A 19,023-nucleotide genomic window follows, 5' to 3' on the forward strand; every position below is an offset into this window, starting at 1 on the left:
TCCGGACTCTTGACTATAGCTCCTTGTTTCTAAATTCTCTCTATCTTTACCGGCTATGAAACCTGCTGAAATTAATGCCAAGTGGAGCGAGCTGCAGCAGCGCATTGCAGAAGACTTCGACACCGATTTGCCTGATATAAAAGTGATGCTTTTTTTAATTGGCGTACAAGAACTGGGGCAAGGCCCTAAAAAGTTTACCAAGCGCCAGAAAGAAGAGCTGATGCACATAGCCAATTGCAAACTGTTTAGTCAGCTTGGTTTTTATGAACTGGAAGGTGCCGATCAGGATGGCTGGCCGCACTGGAAACAAGTTAAACCCATCCCCGCTTATACGCTGCTGGAGCAGGAAATGCTCATGAAATCGCTTGTAGTTACTTATTTTGACGAGATGCAATCCTGATATGAAGAAACTGTTAGTTGTTTGCTTTTTATTAATAGCGTCTGCTGCCTGGGCAAAGCCGCCTAAAAACCAGTACGTCCGCATTAAAACCGCCTATGGGCAATGCATCATCAGGTTGTATAATCAAACACCTAAACATCGCGATAATTTTATTAAGCTGGCAAAGCAAGGCTTTTACAACGGCACGTTGTTCCATAGAGTAATACAAAACTTTATGATACAGGGCGGCGACCCAGACTCCAAAGCAGCTAAGCCTGGCCAAGAGTTGGGCAACGGTGGTTTAAAATACACCGTACCGGCCGAGTTTAATGACAGTCTTTTTCATAAACGAGGCGTGTTGGCCGCCGCCCGTGATAATAATCCTGAAAAGGCATCAAGCAGCAGCCAGTTTTATATTGTGGAGGGCAAGCGTGCTACGGATGGACGGTTGGATACACTAGAACAAACGCGGCTCAAAGGCTTTAAAGTACCTGCATGGCAACGCGACGTATACAAGTCTGTTGGTGGTACACCCCAGCTTGACCATGGCTATACCGTTTATGGCGAAGTGATAAGTGGCATTGACATGGTAGATTTGATTGCCGCCGTAGAAAAGGACAAAAAAGACCGCCCGCTTAAAGATGTGGCTATGACCGTTGAGGTGCTTAAGAAAAGGGAGTGCAAACAGCTGGATAAGCTATTACAGATCAGGTAAATATGGCTGTTAATATAAGGCGCGCCACTGCGAGCGATGTAGACAACATACGGCAGTTATTTTATGATACCGTGACCACAGTAAACCGGCAGCACTATAATGATGAGCAGGTTGCCGCATGGTCTGCCGGCTATCATAATCGCGAGAACTGGGCTGGCAAGGTAGCTGCACAGCATTTTATAGTTGCTGAAGAAGAAAGTGCGCTGGCTGGTTTTGCATCCGTAACCAGCGAAGGCTATCTCGATTATATGTTTGTTGATCGCAACAGGCAAGGACAGGGCATAGCCTCGTTGCTTTTAAGCGAGTTGGAGACAATAGCGGCACGCTTATTTCTTGAAACTTTAACTACCCATGCCAGCATAACAGCTAAACCATTTTTTGAAAAGCAGGGATTTGAGGTTGTTAAACAACAAACCGTACAGGTGCGTGGAGCCGAGCTTACCAACTTTGTAATGGAAAAGAAGCTTGCCTTTAAATCTACATCAATTTTACCGCCTGTTTAGGCACCCGATAGATATGAAGATTATTACTTATAACGTAAACGGCATACGCTCAGCCATCAGCAAAAATTGGCTGTCGTGGTTACAGGCTACCGATGCCGACGTGGTATGCCTGCAGGAAATCAAAGCATCGCCCGATGTACTGACCGACTTGCTGCTGATTGAACAGCTGGGCTACCAGCACTACTGGTACCCTGCCGAAAAGAAAGGCTACAGCGGTACCGCCATTTTTACTAAAGAAATGCCCAAGCACATAGAATATGGCTGTGGTATAGAAGATTTTGACCGTGAAGGCCGTTGTATCCGGGTTGATTTTGAAGATGTATCCGTAATGAGTGTCTATTTCCCCTCGGGCTCTAGCGGTGATGAGCGACAATCGTTTAAATTCCGTTTCCTGGATGAATTTGGTGCTTATTTAAATCAGCTGAAATGGGCTTACCCCAAGCTGGTAGTATCTGGCGATTATAACATTTGCCACAAACCTATTGATATACATAACCCCAAATCGAACGCCAACTCATCGGGCTTTTTGCCGGCCGAGCGCGAATGGATGGATGAGTTTTGCGACTCGGGTTTCATCGATTCCTTTCGTTACCTGAATAAGGAGCCCCATAATTATACCTGGTGGAGCTTCAGAGCTAACTCACGTGCTAAGAACCTGGGCTGGCGTATAGATTATAACATGGTGACCAGTGAACTGCAGAGTGCCATAAAACGGGCCGCCATTTTGCCTGAAGCAAAACACTCTGATCATTGCCCGGTTTTACTGGAATTAGCTTTGTAAAATAGAAATAAGTAGCAAGAGCCCGAAACCAAGATTTTAAGAAATGTGGATTGGCTCTTGCTATTGATATTAAACAATGGGCATTTTCCCGTTGCTCTTGGGCAGAATATATTCTGTTATTTTGCGGTCAAACTCATTCACATCGTCTATCACCTCAACAGGGTCAAAGAAAGACAATCCTATAAAACGGGTATCAGCCCGGCATTGGACCATAAAGCGGTCATAGAAGCCTTTTCCGTAACCAACGCGGTAGCCTTGTTTATCGAATGCTAATAGCGGCACCAGCATCATGTCTATCGTTAACGGGTCAATTGCATTGCCGCTTACCGGCTCGGGTATTTCAAAAGCATTAATACTTAACTCCAGTTGTTCATCATCAGCATAATTTTGCATGGTATGGTGTGCAAAATCAGCTTTAGGAAATGCAAGCAAAATATCCCGATGATTATCTTTTAACCAGTTGCGTATTAGAAAGGTATCGGGTTCTTTACGTTTATGAATAGGCAGAAAAAGGTGTATGCACTTAATGCCGGCCAGGTTAAGTTGTTGAAACTGACGCAGCAACCGATGGTTTAAATGATCGTACTCCGCTTGCGATAGCAGGTTGCGCTTAGCAATGTATAGTTTACGTATTTCGGCTTTGGTCAAAGTCAGCAAATGAAGATTTAATCATCTCATTGCAAGATACGAAGCAATATCTTTGGAAGCAAGAACCGGATATGAGTTCAAATATGCTTAATACTTGCAGTAACTTATGAATGCTAAAAAACAAAAAGGCCTCCGAATTGGAGGCCTTTTATACAATATGGTAAAAAGATTAACCTTTTACACGCTCAATATAAGCGCCTGTGGTGGTGTCAACTTTTACTTTATCGCCTTGGTTGATGAACAACGGTACGCGAATTTCGGCACCGGTTTCTACTGTAGCAGCTTTCAGGGCGTTGGTTGAGGTATCACCTTTTACAGCGGGCTCAGAATAGGTTATTTCCAACTCTACCGAGGCTGGCGCCTGGGCCATAATTGGCTCATCGCTTTCAAAAGCTATAATAACGTTCACGCCTTCTTTCAAGAATTTAACAGCATTGCCAAACAAAAATTTAGGTATGTTAAATTGCTCGTAAGTGGCATTATCCATTACTACAAGGTCGTTACCATCTTCATACAAGTATTGATAATCGCTTGTTTCTACGCGGGCAATGGTTACTTCTTCGTCGGTACGGAAACGGTACTCAACCAGCTTGCCTGATTTTACGTTGCGCATACGGGCCTGGTAAAAGGCACGTAAGTTACCGGGCGTACGGTGTATAAACTCCTCCACCTGCACTAACTCCCCATTGAAGCGGAGTATATTCCCGTTTTTTATTTCTGATGCTTTAGACATAATAATTTTTAGTGGTGCAAACTTAGGTACTTAACAGCAAACAATCAAGCAGTTAATTACCTGCGGTTGCCGGGTCGCCATCGGTATTCAGTTCAACAATCTCATAGCCTAATTTTTGCAGGCCAGGTAAAATGCGGGCTTTATCGCCTACCAGTAAAATGTTCATTTGACCGGGCAGGATGTACTGGTGTGCAACAGTCTTTAACTGATCCTGCGTCATGCTATTTAGTAGTGCAGTTTGCCTGGTAATGTAATCGGCGGGCAAATTGTATTCTTGTATCAACGAGATAAAGCGGGCTTTTTGAAAACCGGTTTCATAACGCAGTGCATTACCCTGGCTAATTGCTTTTTTCAGGAAAGTTACCTCCTCGGCTGTGGGGCCATTGGTGCTAAAGTTTTTCAACTCCGTCATTAAGGCTACTAATGCGCTATCGGTTGATGCCGCGCGGATACCTGAGCTAAAGGCAAATGAACCGGCATATTTATCGGCCGAGAACGTGCTGCGTGCACCATAGGTCCAACCTTTGGTTTCGCGCAGGTAGGTGTTGAGGCGGCTAGTGAAGTCGGTACCCAGCGGGTAGTTAGCCATATAGGCTTTATAGTAATCGCCGGTTGGGTTGTAACGCAGGTTGTTGCCATATCCCACCGAAAACTGGGTTTGGGCAGCCTTGGGCACATCTACAATGTAAATTTTGGTTTTAGCTACCGGTAAAGCTGCTGCCGGAGCTGCAAGGGTTACCTTTTTGTTGGGTAGCTTGCCTAAGAAGGCCAACTGGGTAATTACCTCTGGTTCTTTAACATCGCCTACAACTACCACTTTCGCGCCGTTAGCGGTCATAAAGTTGTCGTAATAGCTTTGTATGTCGCTAAAAGTAATGTTGGTAACTGTTTGCTCAGTACCCGATTCAGGCAAACCCAGCACGTTATTGCCGCCATAGTTCAGCTTGGCAAATACGCTGTTTGCTATAGCCGCCGGCTGTGCTTTAAGTAATTTAAAAGATTCTAAACGTTGCTTTTTCAAGCGGTCAAATGCTTCCTGGGTAAATTTAGGACTCAGCATGCGCTCCTGTAGAAGCGCCATAGTTTTAGGCAGATTAGTTTTAAGTGACTGTACCTGGAAAACCACCGCATCTACATCATTACTTACGCGTATACTGCTACCTAGTTTTTGCAACTCGGCAGCAAAGCGCTCGGCCGAATATTGACGTGTATCCTCGCCCATCATAGCTGTAAAGAAACTTGCTAAACCAGCTTTCGACAAATTAGCCGCATCGGCCAAACGGCCACCAGGGATGCTGATGTTGAGGGTAACTACAGGTACTTCGTTGTTTTCGGACCCAATAACCTGTACACCTGGAGATAAAGTTTTTTGCCAGAAAACAGGCGCTTTAGTAACCGGGGAGGCACCAATTGGCGGTACTTGGCTGCGGTCAAAGTTATCTTTAGGGCGGTTGTATTTTAAGCCGGCATAGCCGTAGTTTGGCGCTTTATACTGAGTAGTATCAACCGTAAAGTTGTCGGCTTTGGCCGGCGTAACATTTTGGCCTTTAGTAAGTACGCTTAAAACAACAGCACCCTTGTTTTTGATGTATTTGTTGTAGGCATTGATCACATCCTGCTTGGTAAGCGAGGTATAAGCTTTTAGCTGTGAGGCCGTCATGTTAGGGTTGCCGGTATAGGTTTGGTACTCGGCCAGTTGAGACACTTTACCCGATACACTTTGCAGGCCGTTAATAAACTGTGATAGCATGCTGCCTTTAAATTTTTCTATGTCCTCGTCGGTAATACCACGTTTCTCCAGCGAGTCGAGCGATGCGCGGTAAAGCTGCTCCATATCGGCCAGGGTTTTGCCGGGTAAGGGCACCAATTGCACCACAAACTCACCAGCCAGCTCATCATTACTGCTATAGGCAGATGCTTGTAAGGCCAGTTGCTTTTTCACCACAGTTTGATATAAAACAGAGTTTTTACCTTGGCCTAATATCTCAGCCAGGCAATCGATAGCCGGCATGTCTTTAGCAAAGTTAGGTACGGTTGGATACACCATAGCCAGCATAGGCAAACGTGCGTAATTATCAGTATAGGACGCATAGCGATTGGCTGTTAAGCTAACAGCCGGAACAGCAACCGGTTTAACTTCCGGACCACGAGGAATGCTGCCAAAATACTTTTCGATCATTTTGAGGGTAGAAGCTGTTTGGAAATCGCCACCAATGGTAAGCGTGGCATTGTTAGGGCCATACCACCGCATAAAGAAGTTTTTCAGATCATTCACATTGCTGCGATTCAAATCTTCGATGTAGCCTATAGTTAACCAAGAGTACGGGTGACCGTAAGGATAAAGATTTTTGCTATAGTACTGCGATACCAGGCCATAGGGGCGGTTATCATAGTTCTGGCCACGCTCGTTCTTTACCGTAGCACGCTGTACCTCAAAACGATCCTGCGTTACCTGACCCAGCAAAAACCCCATACGGTCGGCTTCGAGCCATATTGTATTTTCCAACAAGTTAGCTGGTACCGTTTCATAATAGTTAGTGCGGTCGTGGTTGGTAGAGCCATTGTTAGTACCGCCATTACCAATCGTAATTTTATCATGAACACCTTTAAGCGCATGGTCTGACCCTTCAAACATCATGTGCTCAAAAAAGTGTGCAAAGCCCGATTTGCCTATCTCTTCCCGGGCCGAACCTACATGGTACGTTACATCTACATGTACCAGCGGGTCTGAGTGGTCTTCGTGTAAAATAACGGTTAAGCCGTTAGGCAGTACATATTTCTCGTAAGGAATAACCAGTTCGGTGCCGGTTTTGGTTACTTTTTGTACCAGTTTGGCCTGCCCGTAAGTAGTAGCACTTGCAGCAAGCAGCGCAAGCATTAGGCGTAGAGATTTTTTCATGCAGTAAAATATAGCTAAGCAGCTAATTTAATGCATTGTACAGAGATTTTAGATGCGCACTTTATAAAAATTATTTTCGCTTATTTGTGTCGCCCCTGCATTTAAGGAGGTTATTAAATAACTACGGGTGACGATGGCTATTTGTAGGTAGTAATATGGAGGCGGTTACTACAAAAGCTGTACTCCTGCTCCTGGTTAGAGCCTACTATAATCAAGCGGTTGCCTGCATATTTTTCAACCAGTTGTAAATACCAGTCGGTTCCCTGCGTGTCCAGATTTGAGGTGGGTTCATCCAGCATGAGCATGGCGGTATCGGAGCAAAAAGCCAGGGCCAGCTTAAGCCGCTGTTTCATACCCGATGAGAAGTATCGAACCAATTTATTTTTACTGCTTTGCATGCCCAGCAAATCTATAAGGCCGGCTTTATCTATGTCGGCTATGTAGGGTTTAAATTGAAAATGGAAGTCGATTACCTCACTTAAACTAAAATCTTCTATTAATTCCAGGTAGGGTGCTGCAAGGCTTATGTGCTTAAAAACAACCTCTACATCAATGGCTTTATCGTTAAAGCCAAAGCTTACCGTTCCAGCCGATGGAGACAAGCTGCCATTAAGTAATTGCAGTAAAGTGGATTTTCCGGAACCGTTAGGCCCCAGTATTGCATAGCTGTTTCCCGAAGTAAAAGTGTAGTTAATCCCCTTAAAAATCCAGTCGCGGTTAAACCGGCGGCCGGCGTTGGCAAGGGTAATGTTGAGTTGATGGTTCATTGTTAATAGTTCGGGTTTGGCTATGATGTTACGGGCATGAAACGGCCAGCAACAATAACCATCAATGAACTAATTAATTATTGCCGAATCCTTTCATAATACCCCGTTGCGAGCTTTGGATGAAGTTAAGGATCTCGTCCCGCTCAGCAGTCGGACGAAAGTCGGCTTCTATGATCTCCATAGCTTTGGTTACGTTACTATTTTTTACAAACAGCGTACGGTATATATCCTGTATCTCGTTAATCTTATCCTCGCTAAAGCCGCGGCGACGTAAACCTACCGAATTGATGCCGGCGTATGATAAAGGCTCGCGGGCGGCTTTTACATAAGGAGGAACGTCCTTGCGTACCAACGAACCTCCGGTTACAAAAGCGTGCGAACCTACGCTGCAAAACTGGTGTATAGCTACCATGCCCGCCAGTACTACATAATTACCAACCGTAACATGCCCTGCAATAGTGGTGTTGTTAGAGAAGATACAATTATCGCCAATTACGCAATCGTGGGCTACGTGGCAGTAAGCCATGATAAGGCAATTGCTGCCTATTTCGGTTTTCCAATGGTCTTTAGTGCCGCGGTTAATGGTCACACATTCGCGAATGGTGGTATTATCGCCAATGGTGGCCTGGGTGTTTTCGCCTTTAAACTTTAAATCCTGCGGAATGGCTGATATAACAGCGCCCGGAAATATGCGGCAGTTTTTGCCAATACGGGCGCCGTCCATAATCGTAACGTTAGACCCGATCCACGAGCCTTCACCTATCTCCACATCTTTGTGGATGGTAACAAAAGGCTCTATCACCACGTTATCCGCAATTTTAGCTTGCGGATGTATATATGCTAATGGCTGGATCATGCTTACTTATATTTTACAATTTGCGCCATTAGTTCGGCTTCTACAACTATTTTTTCGCCAACCATACCAATGCCTTTCATCTGGGCAATGCCGCGGCGTATAGGTGCTATTAAATCGCATCTAAAGATAAGCGTATCCCCCGGTAAAACTTTATCTTTAAAACGGGCATTTTCAATTTTTAAAAACAGTGTAAGCCAGTTTTCAGGATCAGGCACGGTATTGAGTACCAATATGCCCCCTGTTTGGGCCATAGCCTCAATCTGCAATACACCCGGCATAACCGGCGCACCCGGAAAATGTCCGACAAAAAACGGCTCATTCATGGTAACGGCCTTTAAGCCTACTACGTGGGTCTTGGTTAATTCTAAGATTTTATCAACCAACAGCATAGGCGGGCGATGCGGCAAAATGTTCATGATCTGCACCGTATCATACACCGGCTTGGCGTTAGGGTTGTAAACCTTAACATGCTTGCGGCTGCGTTCTTTTTTAATTAACGCCTTAATTTTTTTGGCAAAGGCTACGTTAGCCGCATGCCCGGGGCGCGCGGCCATAATATGACCGCGTAATGGTACGCCAACTAAAGCCAAATCGCCAATCATATCAAGCAGCTTATGGCGTGCAGGCTCGTTTTGGTGGCGTAATTCAATATTATTTAGGATGCCTTGCGGGGCCACGTCAATATCCTTGCGATTAAACAGCTTGGCTAAATGTGCCAATTCTTCGGCATCTACATGCTTATCCACAACAACGATAGCATTATTGATATCGCCCCCTTTGATGAGGTTGTGCTTCATCAGCATCTCCAGCTCATGCAAAAAGCAAAACGTGCGGCTGCTGGCTACTTCTTTTTTAAACTCTGCTATAGAAGATATGGTGGCATGCTGTGTACCAAGTACCGGCGAATTATAGTCCACCATACAGGTAAAGCGATAGTCGTCATCCAAGGGCATGGCTACCATCTCTACCTTCCGGTCGGTTTCAGAGTAATGAATATTATACGGAATGTGGTAGTACTCCCGGTCGGCATCCTGCTCTTCGCTGCCTGCTTCGAGCAGGGCACTTACAAATGGCATCGAGCTGCCATCCATAATCGGCGTTTCAGGTCCGTTCAGGTCAATCAGTACGTTATCCAGCTCCAAACCTACCAATGCCGCCAGTACGTGCTCTACAGTGCTCACACTTGCGCCGTTCTGGGTAATGGTTGTACCTCTGGAGGTATCGGTCACGTTGTCTACATCGGCATCAATAATGGGGCTTCCCTCCAAGTCAACACGTCTGAATTTAAATCCGTGATTTTCAGGCGCGGGGTTAAACGTCATGGTTACGCTTTCGCCTGTGTGTAGCCCTGTGCCCGATACGGCAACCTGAGCTTTAATGGTTCTTTGCTTTACATTCATATACTTGTTCAGCTGCATCAGTGGATAATTTCCTGCTTATTGCGCAGCTCAGCAATTGTTTTTTCTAAATCCTCTATCTTTTTCTTTAACTCGGGCAACTGATGCACAATCAATTGTGAGCGCAAAAAGCCCTGGTAAGGCTGCAATATTACGCCACCCCACTTCTTTCCTTCTTCAGTAATGGTACGGTTAACGCCGGTTTGTGCCTGTATTTGCGAGCCTTTAGCAATGCTTATGTGGCCAACTATACCTGCTTGGCCGCCTATTATTACGTTCGCGCCAATTTTGGTACTGCCCGATATGCCGGTTTGAGCGGCTATAACGGTATTGCCACCCAACTCAACATTATGCGCAATTTGTATCAGGTTATCGAGCTTTACCCCATTACGTATAATGGTTGATCCCATGGTGGCGCGGTCAATAGTGGTGTTAGCCCCTATCTCCACATTATCTTCAATTACTACGTTACCAATCTGACTAACTTTGGTGTAAGATCCGCTGCCGTTAGGCGCAAAGCCAAAGCCATCGCTTCCAATTACAGCCCCCGAGTGTATAATTACGTTATTGCCTACTACACAATCGGCATATATTTTTGCACCAGCAAACAGGGTTACATCATTGCCGAGCGTTACATTATCGCCAATGTAGCAGTTTGGGTATATTTTGCAATTGTTACCCATTTTGGCACCAGCACCTATATAAGCAAATGCGCCGATGTATGGATTTTCGCCTACTGTAGCAGTAGCGTCGGTAAAGCTGGGTTGCTCTATACCTGTTTTGTTTAATTTAAGGGTATTATATTTCTCAAGCAGTATTGAAAACGCACTATAAGCGTCATTAACCCTAATCAAAGTTGCCTTAACAGGTTCTGTAACTACCAGGCTTGTGTTAACAATAACTATAGTAGCCTGGGTATGGTATAAAAACTGCTCATATTTAGGATTGGCCAAAAATGACAATGCGCCCGCTGAGGCCTCCTCAATCTTCGCCAACTTATTGATAGTCACCGTAGGGTCACCTTCAATACTTCCATTCAGCATCAAACTTATATCATGCGCAGTAAATTGCATCGGGCAAATTTAAAGGTTAAAAGTTAAGCAACAAATTATAAACACATTGTTAACAGGTTATATTAGGTCTTTCGTATAACAAAGTATGTATTTTTCTACTGTTTTGGCAAGCGCCTCTAAATTTGAGTTATCGCTTGCGGTAGTAATATCTTTAATTGCACCACCTTTCATCAGTATTTTAATGTTAGCATCGCCTACTTTATAGGCATTGTTACTTATCACATCTGTGAATACGAAATAACCGGCTTCTTCGTAACTAATATTATATTTTTTCATGGCTACTTGCCGCAGTACTTCTACGCGTTCCTCACTCGGCCTGGCATTGGTGATATCTACGTGATATAGGTTACGCTGTATAAAGTTTTTGCACAAGCGCGACAATACCTTATCAGCATGCCCAATCCAAACCTTTACTGCAGCCATTATATCAGTATCATCCAAACAGGTAAAAGTTTCAATATGATGGTCCTCATGGATGAACTGTTCTTTTGTGATACTTTTTTGCAGGAAATGGTTTAATGCCGGTGTACAAAAAAGTTGCTGCCCCTGCAAAGATAATAGCCTGGCACGCTGTAATATCTTGCCCAGCATCTGCTCGCCCGAGGTTACGGTTTTATGTAAATATACCTGCCAGTACATTAAACGGCGCGCCACCAAAAATTTTTCGATGGAATATATGCCTTTTTCCTCCACTACAATGGCATCATCAACCACATTTAGCATTTTAATAATGCGCTCAGAACTGATAACGCCCTCCGAAACACCGGTGTAAAAACTGTCGCGGTTCAGGTAGTCCAACCTGTCCATATCCAACTGGCTTGATACCAGCTGGTGCAGGAATTTTTTAGGATAAGTATCATTAAATATCTCAATAGCCATATCCAAAAATCCGCCAAAACGCTCGTTCAGCTTATTCATGAGCAGGGTTGAGATATCCTCATGATCAATTCCCTTTACAATATGTTTCTCCAATGCGTGCGAGAACGGGCCGTGGCCAATATCATGCAGTAAAATGGCAATCATTACCGCTTCTTCTTCTTCGGCTGTGATTTTCTGGCCTTTATCGCAAAGGGTTTTTACAGCCAGTTGCATGAGGTGCATTGCGCCCAGGGCATGGTGGAAACGGGTATGCAAAGCGCCGGGGTAAACCAAGTGCGTCATCCCTAGTTGCTTAATATACCTTAACCGCTGAAAGTAAGGATGCTCCATTAAGTCAAATACCAGATCGGTAGGTATGTTGATGAAGCCGTATACGGGATCATTTATAATTTTTTTCTTGTTCAAGCCTGTTATGGTATAGTTTTGCAAAAGTGTTAAATTACCCTTAGCTTGTAAACTATTGATGTGTTATTTTTTGTTAAGACTTTCGCATCATAACAACAAAACAGGTGGTTAAAAGTTATAATCCAACACATACTTAAAATATCATGCAGGAAACGACTATACTTTGGGCCGACGACGAAATAGATTTACTAAGACCGCATATCCTTTTTTTGAACGAAAAAGGGTACAAGGTTAAAACCGTGACTAATGGCAGCGACGCGCTTGAGGCTTTCCGGAATGATTATTATGACCTGGTTTTTTTGGATGAGAACATGCCGGGCCTTACGGGGCTGGAAACCCTTACGCAGATTAAAAGCATCAATGCCGATGTGCCTATTGTGCTGATTACCAAAAATGAGGAAGAGCCCATGATGGAAGATGCCATTGGCTCAAGAATAGATGATTACCTGATTAAGCCGGTTAACCCTAAGCAGGTATTACTCACCATAAAGAAACTGACAGAAAATAAACGCCTGGTTACCGAAAAAACCACCATGGCTTACCAGCAGGACTTCAGAACGCTGGGCATGACCCTCAATGATAACCTGAGCTACCAGGAATGGGTAGATGTTTATAAAAAACTGATTTACTGGGAACTGGAGCTTGAACGGCTAGAAGATGCCGGGATGCACGAAATACTGACGCTGCAAAAAGCAGAAGCCAACGTGCAGTTTTGCAAGTTTATTGAGAAGAATTATATCGACTGGGTAAAGAACCCCGATTCGGCCCCTATACTTTCGCACCAGTTATTTAAGAAAAAGGTTTTCCCCAGGTTAGATAATATACCCGTGTTTTTTATTCTAATAGATAACCTGCGGTATGACCAGTTCCGGATCATTAACCCGATCATATCCGAGTATTTCAGGCTGGAGGAAGAAGATACTTACTTCAGCATACTGCCTACCGCAACTCAATATGCACGTAACGCCATATTTGCCGGCCTGATGCCGCTGGATATGGAAAAACGCTTTCCGGGTATGTGGCAGAACGACGAAGACGAGGGCGGCAAGAACCTGCACGAAGAAGCTTTCCTGGGCGACCACATAAAACGCGTTTTGCGTAAAGAATGTAAATACTCTTACCATAAGATATTAAACATTGACGAAGGCCGCTCACTGAATGACTCGGTTAACAACTTGATGAATAATGAGTTAAACGTGGTGGTGTATAACTTTGTGGATATGTTATCGCACGCCCGTACCGATATGCAAATGATACGCGAACTGGCCAGCGACGATGCAGCTTATCGGTCCCTTACCCTTTCATGGTTTGAGCACTCGCCGCTGTTCGATTTACTGAAGTTTTTATCGACCAAGCAGGTAAAGGTTATTATTACAACCGACCACGGTACTATACGTGTTAAAAATCCAAGCAAAATCATTGGCGATAAGAATACGAATACCAACCTGCGCTATAAACAAGGTAAAAACCTGAACTTTAATGCAAAGGAAGTTTTCCATATCCGCAATCCGCACGATGCCATGCTGCCCAAATTGCACGTAAGCAGCAGCTTTGCCTTTGCTAAAGAGGACAGCTACTTTGTATACCCTAACAATTACAACCACTTTGTTAACTTTTACAATGAGACCTTCCAGCACGGCGGCATATCATTGGAGGAGATGATTATACCAGTGGCCACCTATGGCGTAAAGTAAGCTGCTTTGGTGCTTGCCAAAACCAGTCATTTATTACCGCCGATATCAAGGTTTTTAGCGTATTTCTGAATTAAATTTGTGTTTTTTATATGAACCGGACGTTGAATAGCATAGCCATTAGCGCCCTATCTGAGTTACCCATTGCGGCCGAAGCCCTCTTACAATTTGCGGGCAGCCAGAAAATATTTTTGTTTTACGGCAATATGGGCGCTGGTAAAACTACCTTCATTAAAACGCTGTGCGGGCAACTGGGCGTTATGGAGGCGGTTACCAGTCCTACTTTTTCTATTGTGAACGAGTATGCCGGGCGCGACGCACAGGTTTATCACTTTGATTTTTACAGGCTTAAGAATCAAGAAGAAGCATTAGACATGGGTTATGAAGAGTACTTCTATTCGGGTAATTACTGCCTTATTGAGTGGCCTGAAAAGATACCAGATTTACTGCCGCAACATTACATTAAAGTAAGCATTGCGGTAAGTAATGAACAAACACGGGAGTTTAGCTTTGAAAGTATTTAACGCCGTTTGTGTAAATTTGCTTACCTTCAAGCAATGGTGCCGTTAAACGCGTTAGGAATAATTTTTGCAAATAATTAGTACATGAGTTCAGGGTTATATAGTGGGTTTTCGGATGTGGCCAAGCAGGCAATGATGCAGCCGCAGGAATCGATGCTGGAAACAAAGAATAAAAAGAACACGCTTTATATCGGCATACCGCGTGAAACTTCGTTCCAGGAAAACCGCATTACCCTAACGCCATTTTCGGTTGCCTTGCTGGTTAACAACGGGCATAACGTACTGCTGGAGACCAACGCCGGCAAAGCCGCTAACTTTTTAGATAATAATTACAGCGAACAAGGTGCCGAAATAGTTTATGACACCAAAAAGGTTTACGAGGCTGATATTATTATTAAAGTAGCGCCGCCTACCATGGCCGAAATTGAACTGATGAAGCCCGGCCAGATCCTCATATCAACCCTGCAGCCCTCAACGCTTAAGCAAGAGTGTTTGCAGGCCATGATTAATAAGCGCATTACTGCGTTATCATTTGAACACCTGCGCGACGAGGGCAACGTACTGAGTGTGGTACGGGCCATGAGCGAAATTGTAGGCGCTACCTCTATTGCTATTGCATCTGAGTATTTAAGTAACGTATTTGGTGGCAAAGGTTTAATGCTGGGGGGTATTACCGGCGTACCACCAACCGAAATAGTGATATTAGGTGCCGGGACCGTAGGCGAGTATGCTGCCCGTGCGGCTATCTCACTGGGGGCGGAGGTAAAGGTTTTCGATCCGTCAATTTACAAATTGCGTCGCTTGCAAAACAACATTGGCAGCCGGGTCTTCACCTCGGTAATTCAGCCTATTGTGCTCGAAAAGGCAGTTACTACATGCGATGTAGTTATTGGCGCCCTGCGCGCGGAGGACGGCCGCAGTCCATGCATCATATCCGAGTCGACCGTTAGCCGGATGAAACCCAATTCGGTAATTATTGATGTGAGTATAGATCAGGGCGGCTGTTTTGAAACATCAGAAGTAACCAACCATACGCACCCGGTATTTCGCAAATATGATGTGATACATTATTGCGTACCTAACATAGCCTCCAGGGTTGCACGCACGGCTACTTATGCTTTAACTAACATATTTACACCTATTTTGCTGGACATTGGCGAGAACGGTGGAATAAATAATGTTATCTGGCAAAAAACCGGGATACGCAACGCTGTATACATTTACCATGGTCAGTTAACCAACAAGCATCTGAGCGAGCGGTTTAACATTCCATGTAAGGATCTTGATTTACTGATTGTAGCTAACCGTTAAGTATTAGCTAGCTATTTGACTGCCTGTAAAAACGCAGCCGGTATTTCAGTAGTATGGTGTTTATCGCCGTAGTGCTTAATGGTTAATTTTGCTTTGCCGTTATCTGCAATCACTATCCTAAACAGCATGTCATAGTGTCATCCGTCAGTGTCTCAAAAGGCACGGTAGCTTGTAAGGCTTTAGCAAGCGGTATAAGCGTATTGGAATGACCTACAATCAATATTTCTTTTCCTTTATTTTCCTCAATTAATTTAGTGGCCAGCGTGTTCGCCTCACGTGGATCATATGTAGCAGGCGTTAGCTTCAAACCGGCAGCCAGCGGCGCAACCGTTGCCAGCGTACGTTTGTAGTTGGTGCTGTAAATAGCGTTTATTTTTTTGCCTTTTAAAACACCGGCCAAATCTGCCGCACGTTTAATACCAAGTTCAGACAATTCAGGGTCCGATGCCGACATCATACTGGCGCTTGCTGCTTGTTTTTCGGCATGCCGAACCAGCCAAATGGTAGTTTGTTGTGCAAAGGCACCAAAATTGCTTAAGCATACCAGGGCAAGTGCCAGTAACCAGATCTTTTTATACATGTGCTGTTGCAGTATTACTTGGTTTAAAACAAATAAGCACAAAAAAAATTTATTAAAAAAACGTTTCGCTCATCTATGAAAATATTTAACAAGACCTATCTTAAAAGCTTATGGAAGGTACTCATGGCTACTTTTTCCGGCTTCTCGAATGATAACGGATTAAAATTAAGCGCCTCTTTAGCTTATTATACTATTTTTTCCATTGCGCCATTACTCATCCTGATACTTTCACTAGCGGGTATATTTTTAGGTCCTGATGCCGCATCGGCTAAACTATACGCACAGATTGACCAATATGTAGGCAAGGAAGCGGCGAAGCAAATACAGGATGTAGTAAAAAACCTCCAGTTTTCTGGTAAGTCGGGCGTGGCCCTAGCGTCTGGAATTGTAACTTTATTGCTGGGTGCCAGCAGTATTTTTCTCGAAATACAAGATTCGCTCAATACCATTTGGCGCGTAAAGGCCAAGCCTAAAAAAGGATGGTTAAAAATGCTCCAAAACAGGTTTCTGTCCTTTTCGCTCATTGTAAGCTTAGGCTTTTTGCTGCTAGTTTCATTAATGGTAAATGTTATTGTAAATGCAGTTAGTGACCGGGTTAGCCGGTTTTTACCTGATATTACCGAACGCCTAATTGAGATCGTAAACTTGGGAATATCTTTCTTGGTTATTGCTACGCTGTTCGGTATCATTTTCAAATTTTTACCTGATGTTAAAATTAAGTTTAAAGACGTGCGTTCGGGAGCCTTCTTTACGGCTATTTTGTTCATGATTGGTCAGTTCATTATCAGCCTGTATTTAAAGTATTCGGCACAAGGTTCGGCTTATGGTGCCGCCGGCTCCATTATCGTATTATTGGTATGGATTTACTATACCGCTGCCATTTTATACATAGGCGCCGAGTTTACGCAGGTTTATGCGGAGGCCAATTGCAGCCATATTGAGCCGGCCGATTATGCGGTGCATATTCAGCAAACAGAAACAGAGCGCGAAGTAGATAAGTTACCACCTCAAAACCCAGAGCTTAAAGGGCAGTTAAAAACCGATGGTTAGGTTATAAGGGCTCAAGGATCAAAACAACAAGGCAGATGTATACGCGTCTGCCTTTTTTTATGCCCTTATACCGGCAATTTGGCTCTTTTATGAAGCAGCTTATTTCGTTTGATTGTACAGTTAAAGGTTTCATTTTAAATAAGCTAAGTTGTAACTTTACACTACCAATTATACTTAAGTGAAAAAGGTGCTTCATATTTGCAAGTGCCTGTTTTTAGTTGTTTTTGTACTATGCCAGGCTGTTGTTGTAAAGGCGCAGTACTTTGACCTGGTCAATAACAAAAAGCAGGTAAAGCTCCGTTTTAGGATGGTGCGTGATATGATTATTGTGCCGGTTACCATCAACAGTAAAGGACCATTCAATTTTGTTTTAGATTCAGGGGTTGGTTTAATGATTATTACCGACCCCACCTTGGTTGATTCTATTAATATTTACGCCAAACGCACCATTAAACTTTATGGCAGCGGTAACGCCGATGTTTTTGAAGCTTATGCTACATCGCCTTTAGATATTATGCTGGACGGTAAAATAAAAAGCTACGATGTATCTGCAGCTATCTTAAAACAAGACCATTTTGGTTTGTCTAATTACGCAGGCATGCCCATACACGGCTTATTAGGGTATGAATTCTTTTCGCAGCTGGCTGTGAAAATTAATTTTTCAGACAGCACTATAACAGCCGGCACGAGCGGCCGGTTTAAACCGCTCCGGAAAGGCATACAGCTGCCCATAAGTATTGAGGAACGCAAACCTTACCTGAAAACTACAGTTACTTTGCCTGATGGATGCCCGGTTGAAAACAAATTTGTAGTTGATTTAGGTGCTGGTCATCCCCTATCGCTCGAAAATTTGCAAATGAACAAGGCCTACTTTCAGAAAGCCATTGTAGCCAATCTGGGTGTTGGCTTAACAGGCCCCATAAATGGCTATATAAGTAGGGTAAATGAGGTAAACTTAGGCAAATACAAGTTCAACAATGTAATTACGTCTTTCCCCGATTCAAACTTACATGTAAGCTACATTGTACCGCGCGATGGCAATATTGGATTGGGAATATTGAAGAAGTTTTTGCTGGTATTGGATTATCAGAAAGGTATAATGTACTTGAAGCCCAATTACAAGTTTAAAGAACCGTTTGAACATGATATGAGCGGCATGGAATACTATGCCACAGGTGCCGACTTCAAACGTATATTAATAAGCCGGGTGGAGCCCGGATCGGCAGCCGACGAGGCTGGCATAACTGCTAATGATGAAATTACCGCGATAAACTTCAAAGCAGTTACAAAAATGAATATGATTGATATAGACAACCTGTTCAAGTCGAGAGAAAAACGAAACATTTTAGTAGAAATCTCCCGCGACAAAAAGGTGGAAACCGTAATTCTTACCTTAAAACGGCGGATATAAGGTGGCGCGCTTACCTATCTAATAAGCACGCTAACTATAAGCCTCATACATCATTATTTAAGCTGACTGATATTTTCAAAAAATGCAGTTTGCAAGTCAAGCAGCGATCGTACTTTCAATGTTTCTCCATAGGGATCAAAACAGATATACCTGGACTTTTCAGGCTCACTGGTCTTCTTCTTTTCCAAAAAATTAAAGGTCTCAAAAAAATAGTGATTGGTTGTTACTTTACTTTTTTCATTGGTCTCTGTTGAATTAAGTGTAAAGCCCATAAGCGTTGTCCAGTCATGTACTTTAGATTGGAGGTTGGCGCGCATTGTGTTCATAGGTATACGTGTTGATTTGTTTTAAGACTAAACAGTTGATGTAACTTTTAATTAAAAACGGGTCGACTCAAGATCCCAAAACAGGTTACTTCAAACCG

19 protein-coding genes are annotated in these 19,023 nt (G+C 43.7%); 9 read left to right on the top strand and 10 right to left on the bottom strand.

What is annotated here, in order from left to right:
- Nucleotides 1-55: 55 nt before the first annotated feature.
- The 4 genes from ABDD94_RS22525 to ABDD94_RS22540 are packed head-to-tail and all read left to right on the top strand — an operon-like array spanning nt 56 to nt 2,378.
- Complete coding sequence (locus ABDD94_RS22525) at nt 56-400, top strand: hypothetical protein (RefSeq protein ID WP_345949878.1); 345 nt, start codon at nt 56-58, stop codon at nt 398-400.
- Nucleotide 401: 1 nt separating this feature from the next.
- Complete coding sequence (locus tag ABDD94_RS22530) at nt 402-1,094, top strand: peptidylprolyl isomerase (protein WP_345954121.1); 693 nt, start codon at nt 402-404, stop codon at nt 1,092-1,094.
- 2 nt (nt 1,095-1,096) lie between these two features.
- Complete coding sequence (locus tag ABDD94_RS22535) at nt 1,097-1,597, top strand: GNAT family N-acetyltransferase (protein ID WP_345954122.1); 501 nt, start codon at nt 1,097-1,099, stop codon at nt 1,595-1,597.
- Between the two features lie 13 nt (nt 1,598-1,610).
- Entirely contained in the window at nt 1,611-2,378 is a 768-nt protein-coding gene (locus ABDD94_RS22540) for an exodeoxyribonuclease III (RefSeq protein ID WP_345954123.1), read from the top strand.
- A 69-nt stretch (nt 2,379-2,447) separates the two neighbouring features.
- Here the strand turns inward: ABDD94_RS22540 and ABDD94_RS22545 are convergent, their stop codons facing one another.
- From ABDD94_RS22545 to ABDD94_RS22580, 8 genes are all read right to left on the bottom strand, one after another.
- On the bottom strand, nt 2,448-3,026 hold the full coding sequence (locus tag ABDD94_RS22545) for a 5-formyltetrahydrofolate cyclo-ligase (RefSeq protein ID WP_345954124.1): 579 nt from the start codon (nt 3,024-3,026) through the stop codon (nt 2,448-2,450).
- 169 nt (nt 3,027-3,195) lie between these two features.
- Nucleotides 3,196-3,759, bottom strand: a complete 564-nt coding sequence (efp, locus tag ABDD94_RS22550; RefSeq protein WP_345954125.1) for an elongation factor P — start codon at nt 3,757-3,759, stop codon at nt 3,196-3,198.
- Nucleotides 3,760-3,811: 52 nt separating this feature from the next.
- Nucleotides 3,812-6,658: a pitrilysin family protein gene (locus ABDD94_RS22555; RefSeq protein ID WP_345954126.1), complete on the bottom strand. Its 2,847-nt coding sequence runs from the start codon at nt 6,656-6,658 to the stop codon at nt 3,812-3,814.
- 137 nt (nt 6,659-6,795) lie between these two features.
- A complete protein-coding gene (locus tag ABDD94_RS22560) occupies nt 6,796-7,425 on the bottom strand; it encodes an ATP-binding cassette domain-containing protein (RefSeq protein ID WP_345954127.1) in 630 nt (209 codons plus the stop codon).
- 73 nt (nt 7,426-7,498) lie between these two features.
- Nucleotides 7,499-8,281 (bottom strand): acyl-ACP--UDP-N-acetylglucosamine O-acyltransferase, encoded by a 783-nt coding sequence (gene lpxA / locus ABDD94_RS22565; protein WP_345949872.1) that lies wholly within the window; start codon nt 8,279-8,281, stop codon nt 7,499-7,501.
- A gap of 2 nt (nt 8,282-8,283) precedes the next feature.
- Nucleotides 8,284-9,681, bottom strand: a complete 1,398-nt coding sequence (locus ABDD94_RS22570; RefSeq protein WP_345952126.1) for a bifunctional UDP-3-O-[3-hydroxymyristoyl] N-acetylglucosamine deacetylase/3-hydroxyacyl-ACP dehydratase — start codon at nt 9,679-9,681, stop codon at nt 8,284-8,286.
- A gap of 17 nt (nt 9,682-9,698) precedes the next feature.
- Nucleotides 9,699-10,751: a UDP-3-O-(3-hydroxymyristoyl)glucosamine N-acyltransferase gene (gene lpxD, locus ABDD94_RS22575; RefSeq protein WP_345949871.1), complete on the bottom strand. Its 1,053-nt coding sequence runs from the start codon at nt 10,749-10,751 to the stop codon at nt 9,699-9,701.
- A 57-nt stretch (nt 10,752-10,808) separates the two neighbouring features.
- On the bottom strand, nt 10,809-12,035 hold the full coding sequence (locus ABDD94_RS22580) for an HD domain-containing protein (protein ID WP_345954128.1): 1,227 nt from the start codon (nt 12,033-12,035) through the stop codon (nt 10,809-10,811).
- A 143-nt stretch (nt 12,036-12,178) separates the two neighbouring features.
- Between ABDD94_RS22580 and ABDD94_RS22585 the strand changes: the two genes are divergently transcribed.
- The 3 genes from ABDD94_RS22585 (at nt 12,179) to ABDD94_RS22595 (ending at nt 15,558) form a co-directional block, all read left to right on the top strand.
- Nucleotides 12,179-13,729 (top strand): bifunctional response regulator/alkaline phosphatase family protein, encoded by a 1,551-nt coding sequence (locus tag ABDD94_RS22585; protein WP_345949869.1) that lies wholly within the window; start codon nt 12,179-12,181, stop codon nt 13,727-13,729.
- Nucleotides 13,730-13,818: 89 nt separating this feature from the next.
- A complete protein-coding gene (tsaE, locus tag ABDD94_RS22590) occupies nt 13,819-14,250 on the top strand; it encodes a tRNA (adenosine(37)-N6)-threonylcarbamoyltransferase complex ATPase subunit type 1 TsaE (RefSeq protein ID WP_345954129.1) in 432 nt (143 codons plus the stop codon).
- A gap of 81 nt (nt 14,251-14,331) precedes the next feature.
- Nucleotides 14,332-15,558, top strand: coding sequence for an alanine dehydrogenase (locus ABDD94_RS22595; RefSeq protein ID WP_345949867.1), 1,227 nt, complete (start codon nt 14,332-14,334; stop codon nt 15,556-15,558).
- A 112-nt stretch (nt 15,559-15,670) separates the two neighbouring features.
- On the opposite strand, the gene ABDD94_RS22600 is transcribed toward ABDD94_RS22595, so the two are convergent.
- Nucleotides 15,671-16,138, bottom strand: coding sequence for a phosphoglycerate mutase family protein (locus tag ABDD94_RS22600; protein ID WP_345954130.1), 468 nt, complete (start codon nt 16,136-16,138; stop codon nt 15,671-15,673).
- A gap of 75 nt (nt 16,139-16,213) precedes the next feature.
- Here ABDD94_RS22600 and ABDD94_RS22605 point away from each other — a divergent pair, with 75 nt between their 5' ends.
- Nucleotides 16,214-17,188 carry a YihY/virulence factor BrkB family protein gene (locus ABDD94_RS22605; RefSeq protein WP_345949865.1) on the top strand — a complete coding sequence of 325 codons (975 nt, stop codon included), beginning with the start codon at nt 16,214-16,216 and terminating at the stop codon, nt 17,186-17,188.
- Between the two features lie 178 nt (nt 17,189-17,366).
- On the top strand, nt 17,367-18,599 hold the full coding sequence (locus ABDD94_RS22610) for a PDZ domain-containing protein (RefSeq protein ID WP_345954131.1): 1,233 nt from the start codon (nt 17,367-17,369) through the stop codon (nt 18,597-18,599).
- 53 nt (nt 18,600-18,652) lie between these two features.
- Here ABDD94_RS22610 and ABDD94_RS22615 read toward each other — a convergent pair whose 3' ends face one another.
- Nucleotides 18,653-18,925: a hypothetical protein gene (locus tag ABDD94_RS22615; protein WP_345949863.1), complete on the bottom strand. Its 273-nt coding sequence runs from the start codon at nt 18,923-18,925 to the stop codon at nt 18,653-18,655.
- Between the last annotated feature and the right edge of the window lie 98 nt (nt 18,926-19,023).

The organism is Mucilaginibacter sp. PAMB04168 (assembly GCF_039634365.2).
In the GTDB taxonomy this organism is placed as follows: Bacteria; Bacteroidota; Bacteroidia; order Sphingobacteriales; family Sphingobacteriaceae; genus Mucilaginibacter.